Origin of the sequence: Promicromonospora sp. MS192 (genome assembly GCF_049532985.1) — a bacterium.
Taxonomy (GTDB): Bacteria; Actinomycetota; Actinomycetes; order Actinomycetales; family Cellulomonadaceae; genus Promicromonospora.
This window is the reverse complement of the sequence record NZ_CP186693.1, coordinates 3,145,966-3,159,596: the sequence shown is the minus strand read 5'-3', so window position 1 is coordinate 3,159,596 and position 13,631 is coordinate 3,145,966. Positions and strand designations below refer to the sequence as shown.

11 protein-coding genes are annotated in these 13,631 nt (G+C 62.9%); 6 read left to right on the top strand and 5 right to left on the bottom strand.

All coding sequences use genetic code 11. The features are described 5' to 3' along the window. Positions 1-663: 663 nt before the first annotated feature. Positions 664-1,608, bottom strand: coding sequence for an NAD-dependent epimerase/dehydratase family protein (locus ACO229_RS14210; RefSeq protein WP_423465306.1), 945 nt, complete (start codon positions 1,606-1,608; stop codon positions 664-666). Between the two features lie 402 nt (positions 1,609-2,010). On the opposite strand from ACO229_RS14210, the gene ACO229_RS14205 reads away from it, so the two are divergent. The 5 genes from ACO229_RS14205 to ACO229_RS14185 all read left to right on the top strand — a co-directional run bounded on the left by ACO229_RS14205 (position 2,011) and on the right by ACO229_RS14185 (position 7,399). Next, positions 2,011-2,856, top strand: a complete 846-nt coding sequence (locus ACO229_RS14205) for an HD domain-containing protein (protein WP_423461859.1) — start codon at positions 2,011-2,013, stop codon at positions 2,854-2,856. A 73-nt stretch (positions 2,857-2,929) separates the two neighbouring features. After that, positions 2,930-4,120: a hypothetical protein gene (locus ACO229_RS14200; protein ID WP_423461858.1), complete on the top strand. Its 1,191-nt coding sequence runs from the start codon at positions 2,930-2,932 to the stop codon at positions 4,118-4,120. Further along, complete coding sequence (locus tag ACO229_RS14195; protein ID WP_423461857.1) at positions 4,120-5,115, top strand: ROK family protein; 996 nt, start codon at positions 4,120-4,122, stop codon at positions 5,113-5,115. The genes ACO229_RS14200 and ACO229_RS14195 overlap by 1 nt, the downstream gene beginning before the upstream one ends. Then, positions 5,099-6,292 (top strand): glycosyltransferase family 2 protein, encoded by a 1,194-nt coding sequence (locus tag ACO229_RS14190; protein WP_423461856.1) that lies wholly within the window; start codon positions 5,099-5,101, stop codon positions 6,290-6,292. Before ACO229_RS14195 ends, ACO229_RS14190 begins: the two co-directional genes overlap by 17 nt. A 108-nt stretch (positions 6,293-6,400) precedes the next feature. Then, positions 6,401-7,399 carry a pyridoxal phosphate-dependent aminotransferase gene (locus tag ACO229_RS14185; RefSeq protein ID WP_423465305.1) on the top strand — a complete coding sequence of 333 codons (999 nt, stop codon included), beginning with the start codon at positions 6,401-6,403 and terminating at the stop codon, positions 7,397-7,399. Here the strand turns inward: ACO229_RS14185 and ACO229_RS14180 are convergent. The 4 genes from ACO229_RS14180 to ACO229_RS14165 form a co-directional block, all read right to left on the bottom strand. After that, positions 7,360-9,258, bottom strand: coding sequence for a hypothetical protein (locus ACO229_RS14180; protein WP_423461855.1), 1,899 nt, complete (start codon positions 9,256-9,258; stop codon positions 7,360-7,362). The two genes, ACO229_RS14185 and ACO229_RS14180, sit on opposite strands and share 40 nt — an antisense overlap. A gap of 209 nt (positions 9,259-9,467) precedes the next feature. After that, positions 9,468-10,193 (bottom strand): hypothetical protein, encoded by a 726-nt coding sequence (locus ACO229_RS14175; protein WP_423461854.1) that lies wholly within the window; start codon positions 10,191-10,193, stop codon positions 9,468-9,470. 406 nt (positions 10,194-10,599) lie between these two features. Continuing rightward, entirely contained in the window at positions 10,600-11,718 is a 1,119-nt protein-coding gene (locus ACO229_RS14170; protein ID WP_423461853.1) for an HAD family hydrolase, read from the bottom strand. After that, entirely contained in the window at positions 11,715-11,993 is a 279-nt protein-coding gene (locus tag ACO229_RS14165) for a hypothetical protein (RefSeq protein ID WP_423461852.1), read from the bottom strand. Before ACO229_RS14165 ends, ACO229_RS14170 begins: the two co-directional genes overlap by 4 nt. Before the next feature lie 227 nt (positions 11,994-12,220). Between ACO229_RS14165 and ACO229_RS14160 the strand changes: the two genes are divergently transcribed. Beyond that, positions 12,221-13,624 carry a hypothetical protein gene (locus ACO229_RS14160; protein WP_423461851.1) on the top strand — a complete coding sequence of 468 codons (1,404 nt, stop codon included), beginning with the start codon at positions 12,221-12,223 and terminating at the stop codon, positions 13,622-13,624. Positions 13,625-13,631: the final 7 nt, after the last annotated feature.

Below are 13,631 nucleotides of genomic sequence, written 5' to 3'. Positions count from 1 at the left end.
GTACTTGACGATCCTGCGTTGGGAGGGCAGTAGTGCGAACAGTGCGCGAGCGGGTGACGATGGCCTCGCTAGGGGCAGCATCGTCTATCGCTCTACCCACTGCGATGCACTTGCCGGCACTCCCGCTCAGTGGTGCCGACTGTCCCCGATCTTGTGGATTGTTCTTGATCGCCCTGAAGGCCAGTGTAGCGGCGGTGATCGGTCGGTGTGATCGCCGGTATGTTGCCACGATTCGGCGAATGGCGACTCGGTTGCAGGCCAACAACTAGCGGCTCCCGCGCCAGCGTAGCGCCATGCAACCTGAGGCTATGACCCGCCATGACCCGCCCTGCACCGGCCGAGGGGACTCGGGCTGGCGGGACGGTTACAAGTGCGAGCAAAGGTTGGTGAGCAGCACGGCACTGCTGACACACCCCCCGAGGCTATTACAGGGCTTCGAAAACCAGCCCACCGTGACTGTGCGGCGCAAGTCGTTAAGTATCGGCCAATTTCGCTTTGCGGCGATATGGACCACAGAAGGTCTTGGAAGACGCGTCGACAGCGCAGCAAGTAGCCGAAAAGCATAGGAGCATCACCGGCAGACCCGTACATGATGTCTGGACATCCCCGCATTGCCACGTCCTCGGCACGTCTGTCGGGCTTGGCGGACTGGCCCCTGCGGCGTTATCGACAAGTTCTCGAGAACCAGTCGATTGTGCGAAGGAGACCATCCTCGAGGCCAACCTTGGGGCTCCAATTAGAGATCCGACTGATCTTTGTCAGGTCTGGCCGCCTCTGCTGAGGATCGTCATCGAGGACCGGCAGATGCGCGAGAACGGCATTTGGCAGGCCGCCCAGTCGCGCAATTACGGTGGCAATTTCGGTCACCGTTCGTTCGTCAGACGACCCTATGTTTACTGGCGAGCTCAAGGGAGACGCGGCCACTATGCGAATAGCCTCTACAGTGTCGTCGACATAGCACAGGGATCTAGTCTGAGACCCTGTACCGTAGATGGTCATCGGCTCGCTAGACAACATTTGAGTGATCAGGTTGGGAACCAGTCGCCCATCATTGGCTCCCATTCGTGGTCCGTAGGTGTTGAAAAGACGTCCAATCCGGCCGTGGACGCCATGCACACGTGTATATGTGGATACGGCCGCTTCGCCAAATCGTTTTGCTTCATCGTAGACGCTACGCGGTCCTATGGGATTGACGTTGCCCCAGTAATCTTCGTGTTGGGGAGAGACTTCCGGATCTCCATAGACCTCCGACGTCGAGGCGTAGAAGTAGGTGGCCCCGATTTGCCGAGCTAGTTCGAGTGTCTTGAGTACCCCTATGGACCCAGCGCGAAGTGTGTCGACTGGACGGCTCATGTATGCCGATGGCGACGCCGGCGAGGCGAGGTTGTATATAGTTCCTATGTCAGTCGGGAGATTGAGGTCTTCACAAATGTCACCCGCAATGAACCGAAACGTATTCTCGTTCCGCGCCAGAGCTAAGTTATCCATTGAGCCGGTCGAGAGGTTGTCGACCGCGGTCACGTGCTCGCCTGATGCGAGGAGAGCGTCCACTAGATGGCTTCCAACGAAGCCGGCTCCACCAAGCACGAGGCTCGCTCCTACGCCCATCTCTACCTCCATGGTCTGACGGCCCGCGCGGTTACGTGGACTCGGACGTGACTCGCATTGAGTGGCCCCGACCGTCGGGGAACGGGAGCCGTAACGGTCCGCGGCAGAGGCGCCGCGTCCGGTAGGTTGGCATCTGACCCGCCTAGAGGGCGCGTCGCGTTCAGCCCATAGACGGGTATGGGCTTGATCTGCCTGTGGCCACGGCCAGGCGAAGGATCGCGTCAATGATCATCCCTACCCCATAGGTACCTACCACCAGCATCATGAACCTCCCCGCCCAAGGGTAGGCGGCACCGCGGCGCGATACAACGTTGATCCTGTCCGATAAGAGCACTATGGTAGGGCCACCGACGCCGCTGTCGGGACCAGAGCACACGGACGCGACATGGGAGGGCGACTCCGATGAGCACTGATGACGTAACCGACGATGGCGTACTCGCGGCCGAGGATGCCTTGATCGAGAGAGCTGCTCGCGCTGAATGGAGGGCCATCCGTGGCGACGGACCGCCAGTGCGCGCAGATGAGCTCGCCGATGAACTCGAGGACATCGAATTCGAAGAGTTTGAGCGTCGGATTCGTAAGTCTGTGGTGTTTCGCTCGGGGGTTACTGATCCGACGAAGGAGGATCCGCGAAACTCCCCTAACGAACTTATCGTGCCAGGGGACGACCCGCGGCTCGAACGGATGCCCGAGCGACCGACACTGCAGGACTTCTTTGAGAAGAGATTCTCACCGACGAAGGTCCACATGCTTCAGAGCGCGAGGCTGGCGCGGCTCAATGGTCACGATGAGAAAATTGTCCTGGCATGCCTCCTGCATGACATTGGAATGGCTGGATTCATTAGGGGTGACCACGGCTACTGGGGTGCACAACTCGTTGAGCCCTACGTAGACGAGGAGGTGTCATGGGCTATTCGTGCGCATCAAGCTTTGAGGTTCTTTCCAGACGAGTCGGTCGGATATGAGTACCCTGACAGCTACAAGCGCCTATTTGGCGAGGATTATACTCCTCCGGGGTACCTCCAGGAGGAGTATGCGCGAGCCAGGCGGCACCGTTGGTACATGTCAGCCCGGCTAATAACCCTGAACGACCTCTACTCGTTTGATCCTGACGTAGAGGTCGAGTATGAGGATTTCGCCGACATCATCGGCCGCCACTTCAATACACCCGAGGAGGGATTGGGGTTTGACAACAGTCCCGTGGCGCATATGTGGCGAACAATGATCTGGCCGACACGTAGTCTCTAGCCTTCAGCCGACCGCGTTCCGGACTGGTGTTGGTGGTTTGCTGTCGATGTGGACAAAAACTTGCGGAGGGGATTTGGCGCACATACTCTGTTCGGCCGAGAACTTTGCCTACGGGCCCGCCGGGAAATTGCTGACAATCGCAAGTGAGCTCAATGCCCTCGGGCACGACCTGACATTTGTAGGTTACGGAACCTCGTATGATCTTGCGAGCCAGTCGTCCATCTTTCAGGCTGTGCACGAGATAGACACGGAACTCGAGGATCCAGCACCTCTGTTGCTGGACCTTGCATCCAGTGCCGATCTGGTGATCAGTTGCATGGACAAGGGAACAGTCCGTGCGGCAAAGACAGTGGGAGTGCCCAGTGTCTGGATCGACAGCCTGTTCTACTGGTGGGACGATCTGCCTAAGGAAGTACTCGCTGCGGACCTATATGTGAAGCAGGACGTGCTCCCTGACGCTCAGAATATGCAGCGTTACGGCAAATCTATAGAGAATCTCCTGTCGATCGGTCCCCTCGTCGAATCGCGAGGTCGAAACCGAGACTTTGAGATCGTCCAAAATCGTGCGCTCATCTGTTTTGGTGGCATGGACGCGCCAGGCTGGTATGAAGCGGGAAAGAACCATGATTACCCGACCGTTGTTACCAGACTCCTGCATGAAGTTGAGTTCGAGGGATTCGACGAACTAATCGTTACCGGGGCTTCACACATTATGGAGGAGCTTGACCAAGTATACGGTGGCTCGAAGTTCCAGTTCCGATCGCTACCACACCATGTATTCGTCCAGATGCTTGCCGAATCGCGGGTGGCTTTGCTGGCGGGCGGGCTGGAGTCGACGCTTGAGGCGTTCGCCAATCGAGTGCCCGCAATATTCTTGCCCCCTTTGAACGTAACGCACCATCTGCAGGTCCAGTCACTCAGGGAAGCGGGGGCAGCAAATGCGTCAATTAGTTACGACGACTACTATCCCCGTTTCGACTGGGCAACGAAGACGCGTCGTGAAAAGGTTGACGAGTTCCTAGACCGTGCCCGATTGTTCGAGAGAGACTCGTCGGTCCAGGAGGATGTCACGCGGAGAATTCAGGGATGGTTGGTCGATGATGATCTGCTCGATCGTCAGGTACGCGCACAAAGTGCCTTCATGACTGGTCTGAAACCGCGTGGACGCGCGGTTGTGCTCGACGCTGTCGAGTCACTTCTCAACTCGAATGCCAAGGGTAATCCGTCGGCTCGCTCGTCTCACGGAGAGACGGCTCTGCGCTGATGGCACCGGACAATGGTCGGCATCAGTATCACGTCGCATGTGAAGTGGGCGGAACCGTAACAAAGATGGGCCTCTTTAGCAACGCCGGTTCACTAGTGTCGTCGGCTCGATGGGATACACCTGACACGCCAGAGGAGATTGTGAACCTCATCGTCCGCGAAGCACGGGGGGTTTCGGCCGCGCACGACATTCGGGTAAAGGCGCTCATGGGTGTCGGAGTTTCTCTTCCGGCCGCAGTCGATCCGAGCACACTGGCGATTGGTAGGTGTGACAACATCGGGAATCTCGAGGGCTTTCCCCTGGCCTCTGTGCTTGGCGAGGAACTTGGCTGCCGCATCTACTTGGAGAATGACGCGAATTCAGCTCTTCGGGGCGAGATCCGAGCGGGTGCAGCGGCGGGATCGAGGAATGCGGCACTTGTTGTCGTTGGTACCGGCGTTGGCGCGGCGCTCTGCGTGGATGGGAGAATACTTAGCGGTAGTTCAGGGTCGGTCGGAGAAATCGGCTACATGCCGTTCTCTCACCCCGCCACGACGCTTCTGGCAGAGGGTACGCATCAGTTGCACAGCCTCCTCGCCGGGCCCGCCCTCGAGAATCTGGCTCGGTCCCGTCGTAATAGTTATCCAAAGACTACAGCGGGCGCTGATACAAATTTGCGTGAACTGTTTGACCTTGCCGCGAATGACCCACTGGGATCGGCAGTTCTGGTGCACGCCTCGGGCATACTTGCCTCGGTCGTCTCGATGCTCGCATCTGTAGCCGACCCCGATGTGATTGTGCTCACGGGTGGGGTGGGATCTAATCCGGTTCTCGTGAACCGCTGCATGTCACTGTGCGCGCGGGGCGACCGGCCTCCCCGGCGTATTGCAGCAGGTGAGCTTGGCTCCCTTGCCGGACTCTATGGACTTTCGGACATAGTCCGGAGCAATTACGAGAGTGCGCGCTCGACACCGTCGTCAATAATGGAGGAAGAAGCGAATGACACAACCCACTAAGAGTATTCCCGGCCGTTCGGATCCTGTGACCAGCAGCGTCGGCGCAGGCGGCGAGGCATGGAGAGAGTTGGAAGGGCAGGCGGACTGGGAGTTCGCCGCAGGCCGAGTCGGGCTGACGGTGCGCAATCCTGGTGCTGACTGGCGATCTATTCTTTTGCCTGCGACGGTCCAGGAGCTAGTTCTCGCCGGCCGAGAGGTTAGGTTGAGTGCGCTTGTCGCTGGCGCCGCGATTGCTGCCGGCTTTAGCCTTGGTGGGGGGCGTGATTATCTCGTTCCGCTCGACAAAAGAGAATGGCCGCGGAGGCTGACGGTTGAGATCAGCGAGCGTGGGAAGAAGGTCGTATTCCTAGTGGACGGCCGAATCTCTACTGGCTGGACGGGTGCGCCGGACTTGCCAATGGCCGATGGTTTGGCTGGGATTGCACTCCGGACACTTGGCGTAGCGCACGTCGAGTTCTCAGAGATCGAGATTTCGACATTCGATGAACCCTGTGAACTGTCGGTGGTAATCGCTTGCCATCGGTTTGGTCAACGTCTGCGAGTGGCATTGAATTCGTGGGTTCGTCAGGATGCGCCGACTGGTAGCTACGAGATAATCGTGGTGAACCCGGGTAATCCTGATGGGACGTCAGAAATGCTTGCGTCATTCGCTGCGAGTTTTCCTGAGGTTAGGTTGCGCGAGCTGTCGATTGATGGCCCGCCGGATAAGCCTGTTCTCATCAACCGTGCTGTGGAGATGAGCAGGGGACACGTCGTCTGGCTCGCGGATTCGGACTGCCTGTTTCCTACTGGTGCGGTACGAACGGTGCTGGATGTGTTGCACGGCGACGGGGATGAGGAGTTCCTCAATTTCGCGGAACGGCGTCACCTTGGTCGTTCCGCGACGGACGCGCTACTTGGGGGTTCCCTTGACCCTGTGCGTGACTTCTCTGCGCTCCTGAATAGCGCGACTGGTCGCGATCCGCAGCGATATCCCTGGGGCTATTCTCAGATTGTGTCCAGGAGAGTGCTTCTTGAGACCCCCTATAGGGAGGAGGTCTCTCGATTCGCGCATAGTGACGGGATCTTCGTAGACGAGTGCCGCCGACGGGGGATTCCCCCGCGTCTAGTCGACGGATTGATCTGCTTGCATCTGGATCATCCGTTTGCCTGGTATGGGACGAGCTCGTTTCTGTAGCCGTCTCGTTCGAGAAGCTGAAGCGGATCGGATCATAGAAGGGAGTCGCTAGTGAAACTGTCTCACCATAAGAGTGGCTATGTGCCTGGGGAGCTGGTGCCTCGTGACATGTTGTCACTTCATGTCAACGAGTCGCCATTTGATCCGGCTCCGGGTGTTCAGGCCGCGCTGTTATCGGCTGTGCGTGGCCTTCGGGAGTACCCGGATCCTACGGCAATCTCATTGCGCGAGGCCCTTGCTCGGCATCATGATGTGGATCCTTCTTGCATTCTTGTAGGAGCCGGCGGGGATGGGATACTGGATGCAGTATTTCGTACGTTTTCCGGGCCCGATCAGCTCGTTTTGCTCACTGATCCAACCTATGGGGTGTTGGGAGACCTTTGTCTTCACTATGGCGCACCCGTGATTACGACCGCTTGGCCCGACGTGAGCGTGTCCTCCGGGTTGCAGGCGAGCTTGATCTGTATCGTTAATCCCAATAGTCCAACGGGAGAATGGGTTCCACCGAGAGAACTGGAGAGACTCCTCCCTGATGGGGGCGCCATCGTCGTGGTCGACGAAGCGTACGCTCCATTCGCCGGCGAGTCTGTGATTCCTCTGTTGTCGGGGCATCCTCGGTGGGTTGTAGTTCGGTCTTTCTCGAAGGCCTATGCGCTAGCTGGTCTCCGAGTTGGATACATGGTCGCATCGCCAGAGATCGTCAAAGAGGTGCAGCGTGCACAACTTCCCTATCCTGTTAGTTCGGTAGCCCTTGCTGCTGCTGAGGCTGCTCTGGCTGACTCGGAGTACCTGACGCGGTTGGTCGAGCATGTCCGTGTGGAGCGGCGTTACCTCGAGTCTTCTCTTTCGGCCATTGGCTGGGATCCCGGACGTTCGGAGGGTAATTTTGTGTTCGCGCGGCCCCGGGCGGGTGCAGCGGCTGACTGGAAGCGCTTCTTTTGGGACTCTGGTATTGCGGTCCGCTGGTTTCCTGACATTGATCCGGAGCGGCTTCGCATCACAGTGTCGACCCGGGAGAGTTCCGACCGGGTTCTTAACGCCGCGGCCTCGGGTTTTGTCGCCGCGGTTCAGGACGACGGCTGCGTGGCAAGCCACTGCCGCCAGTAGGCGGCGGCGTCCTGGCCGGACTGCATCGCGATGACGTCCGGGGACCGCCATGCGATAAAGGCGCGTGCTTCGGCTTGCTGGAGGTAGGCCTCGATGCCGAGCCGGAGCGCGCCGCTACTGAGGAAGGTCGCGTACTCACGTACAGACTTGACGATCTCGAAGTTGGTCGGGTTGCCATGCACGAGTCCATTGCGCACTCGTCGTCGCCGGGCCTCGAGGACAGCGCCGTCTGCGCTGTACTCCTTGATGAGCTCGCCGTAGACGGCGGCGTCGCTCACGCTTCGCAGCATCCGGGCGATCCACGGGCGTTCGGACTCGATCTGGCACACAGAGAGCAGATCCTGAGCGTGGCCGGCGATAAACAGGGGCCGGGGCTGGGAAAGGCCAACCGAGTACCAGGCGCCGAGCAGGCTCCCTTGCCGGTCACTGCCACCGAAGGTGCACAGGTGGACGGCCAGGTCGAGATCGGATAGCCATCGGGCGTGGGGCCAGCGCTGCCCCAGCAGCTCGAATGCCTCGTCGGGTCCGATCGCAGCGTAAGCGGCGACGTGCTGGACGACCCGGTCGGCGAGCGCCACCACGCTCCTGATGTCTGCATCGGACGGGGGCTGCATTGCCATGTCGCGGCTGAAGGGATGATCGGCAGTGGCCTGGGCCTCGATCGCGGCGGCGAGGAACCGGGGGAGCTCTTCGCGGCTGAGCGCGTCCGCGATTCGCGGGCCGTGGTGGTGCACCGCGTCGAGGGTTATGCGTGCCCCGTAGGTGTCATCGGTGAATCCCGTCGCATCCGGGTTGACCGTGAAGCCCGACGAGACGCGACGGCCGGAGCGCAGGACGGCGTGCTGCGTGAGGAGCGGGCGGATCCCGCCGTGGTTGTGGATCGCGACGCTCAGGATCGTGTCGACGATGTTCGCGGCCCTGGCCGCGGTGTTCGGCACGGTGGTCTCGCCCAGATCCACGCGCACCAGAAAGTCCACATCCCACCTCTGGCCGTCCTTGTCGCGGGCCTGGAAGTCGAAGCCGTGCTGCACGAGTTGCCACAGCTCGGCCTTGTGCTCGAAGTCTTGGCCATCGGGCCCGGCGTTCGGGACGGTCCAGTGCGCGTCCATGAACGTGACCCGTCCGGCGTCGAGTCGCGGAGCCGGGCGACCTCCCCGGTAGCCGAGCCACACGACGACTGGCTCGACCGGAGCGGGAGCACTCACCATGGCGCGTGCTTGAGCGAGCCGGTCGTCGGCCGGTACGTCGACGTGGATGAACGGGTCGTCCTCGGACACCGGACCGAGGCCGATGAGCGAGGCAAGGGTGCTGAACAGGCTGTCCGCGTCCTGGCCGCGGCGTCGTAGCTGGTCGAAGAGCAGATCGGCGATCGGCCGGTGCTGCCTGCCCATCAGGGACCGGTCGCGTGCTGTGGCGACCAGGTCGTCCCAGCTTGCTGCGGTTGCTTCGTCCGAGTCGATCGTGGTGAGGAGTTCTCGGGCAGTCGCGGCGGTGTCCGCCCACGCCGCGTCGGTGCGCGTACCTGGCGGCTGGGCGAGGACGCTCTTCGGGCCGGTGATCAGGCGCGTGAACGCAGCGGTGAACCGGGCCAGTGGCACGGCGACAGCCGCACGGACCGATGAGCCCAGAGCGCCGGTGGACTGGTCGAGATCGAGTCGGAACGAGTTGCGGTTCGGTGCTGGCTTCCATGCGTCTGCTCCGCTTGCCAGGTCGACCCACGTGGCGATCTCGTCCACGACGACCGTCAGCGGCAGCACGCTGGTGGCCCCGTAGTGACGATCGAGTGAGGACGCCAGCGACTTGAGCCAGTCGGGAGTTTCGTCCGCCGAGTGATTGCCATAGGTCGTACGGAGTGTCATCGGCGCTCTCCCCGATCGTTGAGGCGTTACCGCGCGGCGGTGGCTTTCATCAGTCCCTGACACGCTCTTGCTGACCTCGATGCCGTCGTGATGGAGGTACTCGGCTTGGACTGGCAGAGCGTCACACGTGCGCGGGTGGGAGCGGGGGTTCGGCTCCGGATGAAGGCGGAATTTTCCTCGCGTTGGTCCGAGCAGCGACGTTGACGGAGTCAGTCGGCGTCGCCGGACGTGATCCGGTCGCGCAGGATCTGGACGTAGTCCGGGCGTAGCACTCGGGAGGCGCTTGGGCGCTTGCCTGTGTTGATGTCGCGGACGTACTTGGCCAGGTGTGTGGGGTTCTCGCCGGACCAGCCGTGGGCGAGAGCCCAGCCCTGCATCGTGTCGGCGTCCATGGGCAGCCCGGCGTCGTGCAGTGCCAGTAGGGCGCTGACAACGTGGTCCTTCTCGTAGCCGGCCGCGATCGTGTTGTTGTGGTTCACCGTGACGGTCAGCCCTTTCAACGCTTCCAGCACGACCGGGTCGATCCCGGGGGACCGGCGCTGCCAGTCCGAGCCGTCTCCGAGGATCTGCGGGTTCGTGACGGTGACCCATGGGCGGACTCGGTCGGGGACCCAGGTGATCACGCACAGCGCGGTAATACCGTAACCGTGCTGGACCAGCTTGCCGATGTCGTCCATATCTGGCCAGGCCATGAGCACGGGCCCGCGGCCGGTCGGTGTCCCGCCGCCGCGGCCGGTAATGTGCTCGACGTTGCGGTAGCGCTGGACGAACCGATCGAGTTTGGCGCTCTTGGCGAGACTGGACTTCAGCGACGTCCACACCGAGATCGTGTCGCCGTCCTGGCGGTGTTCGATGCACCAGTTCATCGCGGCGTTCACGCCGTTGTCGTCATAGCTAGCTACGGCTGTGGGGTAGTCGACGTTCCGGTCGAACATGGTGCTCCCTTGGTGATCTGCAGCGTTGAGCCCACGCTAGCCGGGGTCACCGACACTCATCAGAGCGGAGGGGTCTCCCGGAAGAGCACGGGCCCCCGCGAGGGCCCCGGTCGGGAACCGGTGACGGCGCACATTCGTCGGCGGGCCGCGGTGTCGCCCGGCTGTCGGGGCCCGGGGTGCGTGCGGTCAGGTCCGCGGTCTGGTTCATGCGTCTCTCCTTTGGTCGGGGCTTCGGTGCGCCGCCACGACGGCTCACGTGCGGCGCCACTTCTGGTGTGCGGAGTGCTCGCTTGAGGGCGGCTGAGGCTCCCGGGGGCGGGAGCCTCAGCCTGGGATCCGCCGTCTGGGGGCGGCTCACGACCGGTCCGGGACAAGGACGGTCGCAAGTTCAGAAAGCGCGGACTGGCTACACGTCACTCAGGGGAAGTTCGAACCCGGCCGGTCCATCACCGGTCACGCTGCGCCACTGCGCCCGGCGACGGCCCTCGTCCCCACGGGGGTAGGGCAGCCCGGCTTCCAGTGAGGCGGCCTCGATCGCGCGCATGGTGGTGCCGACGCCGGACGGGATCGGTGCATGCCGGGTCCAGCGCCCGTCCTTGAGAGTCCAGGCCTCACACCGGGAGAGTTCAGTTCCGGCGCCGTGCCACACTCGCAGCACCACCGGCCCCGGCGCGGTGGCCTCGGCTGTGGCGATCTGCGCGGCCAACGGAGACAGAGAACTGTCCACGGCGGGGACGAGGGAGGCCAGCACCGGCAGCACACCACCATCGGTGATCGTGCCGGTGGTCTCGTCGGCGGCGCTGCGCACGATCGTCGGCGCGTGACCCATCGCCACGGAACGCCCGGCCCAGGCCAACATCGGCAGGTCGTTGACGCCGTCCCCGACAGCGACCGTCCGCTCGGGAGGGATGCGCAGGTGCTGGCGGACACCATCCAGCGCGACCGCCTTGTTCACGCCTCGGCCCGCGATATCGGCCCAGTCCGGTCCCATGGGGGTTACCGTGACCCCGGTCGCGTGCAGCGCGTCGGTGTAGCGCCGGATCTTTGGCGCGGCGAGAACGATCCGGGTGGCAGGCCGTGCGGTCAGGTCATCCAATGTGACGAGTTTCTGCTGCCCGTTGAGCTCTCCCGGCTCGAACGGCTGGCTCGTCCTCCAGCCCCACCCGACCTCCTCGACCGCGACCCGCACTCCGGGGGCGAGGTCCAGAGCAACCTGGATGACCTTCGCCGGGTCGAAGGTCCGGCCCTCCACGACGTCATATCCCGAAGGCGCCGACCGGTCCAACCGCACGGTCAGGGCACCGTTCGAACAGACGCCCCATCCGTCGACCAGCCCCAGACGGGTAGCGATCGGCAAGAGGCCGACCAGGGACCGCCCTGTGGCGAGCACGATCTGGTGACCGGCGGCACGGGCCAGGTCCAAGGTGTCGACCGTTCCAGGCGGGACCCGGCCGTCGTCCACCAAAGTCCCGTCGATGTCGAGTGCTACGAGCGAGCGGGTGTCCGTGACCGTCGCGGCGCTCACCGAGTCACCACCTGACGCAGCACCGAACGGACCTGGACCTCCAGGTCATCGCGCTCTCCGGTCCATACCGTGTTCCCAGGCACGAACATCCGGTGATCCAACGGCACGGTCAGCCCGAGCGTGCGGGCAATTTGCTCGCCCTCCTTCAGGTCGGCCGGCAGGAGACTGACCCGGTTGGCTGTCACGGTCACCAGTTCGATGCGGTCAGGCCCGACGAGATCGAGGAACTGCGATGCCGCCGCGAGACCGTCGTTGATGCCCGGGAGGCGTCGCATCTGACGACTTGTCGTGCTGTGCGGTGTAGTAGGCGATTCAAGGCGCCGCGTCGCTGCTGCTCTGTGGTTCACGGGACTCTCCGAGTTTGCCGGGCCGTCTGGGATCGGTCGTTGGGATGCGTCTGCTCGCTACTCTTGTTGCGATTCACTCGCCAGGGCAGGGCAATCAACGGGACAATCTGGAGAACGCCTGCCTGGGCGGCCCGCTGGTGGGGAGGGGCGAGGGGATGGCCAACGAGTTGCTTCGCGAGCGGCGCGAAGCCCTTCCATCGCGCCTGCGCCCCGGCGAACCGATGTCCCGCGCGGAGCTGGCAGAAGCCGTGAACGCGCACGTCTGGGCCTCGACCGGGCAGCGCATCGCTCTCGATGCTCACGCGATCGCTCGGTACGAGCGCGGTCAGTCGCGCTGGCCCGGGCAGCAGTTCCGCGACGGTCTTCGCGCCGTCCTCGGCGCGTCAACGGACATCGAGATCGGGTTCTACCCGACCAAGCGGGGGAGCGCGGCGCGAGAAGTTGGTCATTCGTCCACGTGGGATCTGGATACGCTTGCCGGGCTGGCCGACCTGGGGAGCAAGTACGTGGACCTCACCCGACGGGGCCTGCTCGGTCTGGCGGCCTACTCGACCGTCGCCACCGCACTACCCAGTGAGTCGTGGTGGACCGAGATGGTCCGCCGATCAACCGAGCGTGCTGCACGTGGTGTGCGCTCGGTCGGACGTGGCGATCTCGAAGCCGTCCGTGAGTCGGTCGCGTTCTTCTCTCGGATGGACCAGCGGCACGGCGGCGGGCACGCACGGGCAGCCGCCATGCAGTACCTGACCGACGACGTCCACCGTCTTCTGAACGGATCGTTCGCGAACGACGCCCTCAGAGGCGAGATGTTCTCTGCCGCTTCTGAACTGGCCTATGTCGCCGGCTGGATGGCGTTCGACAACGGCGAGCACGGCGTCGCCCAGGGATTGTTTACCTCGTCGGTCAAGCTCGCGGCTGAGGCCGCCGACCCCGCGATGGCAGCGCACACACTTCGTGCGATGGCACACCAGGCGATCGATCTCGGCCATCCAACGCAGGCCCAAGAACTCGCAGCGGCGTCGGTCGAGGGGGACCGGTACAAGGCAGCCGCACCCCGCGAACGCGCTCTGCTTGGAGTGGTGCATGCCCGGGCACTGGCCGCGACCGGCCAGGGGAGTGCCGCGTCATCCGCACTGCTCCGGGCCGAGCGCGACCTCTCGGCCGCGATGCCAGGCGGGGACGAGCCTGCGCGAGTGTTCTTCTTCGGGGAAGCGTCCCTGGCGCACGAGACCGGCAACACCTTGCGGGACATCGGAGACCTCGCCGGGGCGGAACAGCAACTGGTTCACTCGGTCGAGACCCGGAAGGCTGCCACGTTCAAGCGGACGCATGCGGTCACGCTGGGGTATCTCGGGGACGTGCAGGCCAGACGCGGCGAGCTTGAGCAAGCAGTAGAGACATGGAACCTGGCTCTCGACGCGATGGACGGCGTGCAGTCGGCACGGGCCCGCCAGACCATCGTGGAGATGCGCTCCGCGCTCGCCGTCTACAAGGTCACCAGCGCGGACGCCGCTATCCTCGATGAGCGAGCCAGCGCCTATCTCGCTGCCACGAACTGACCTGCGG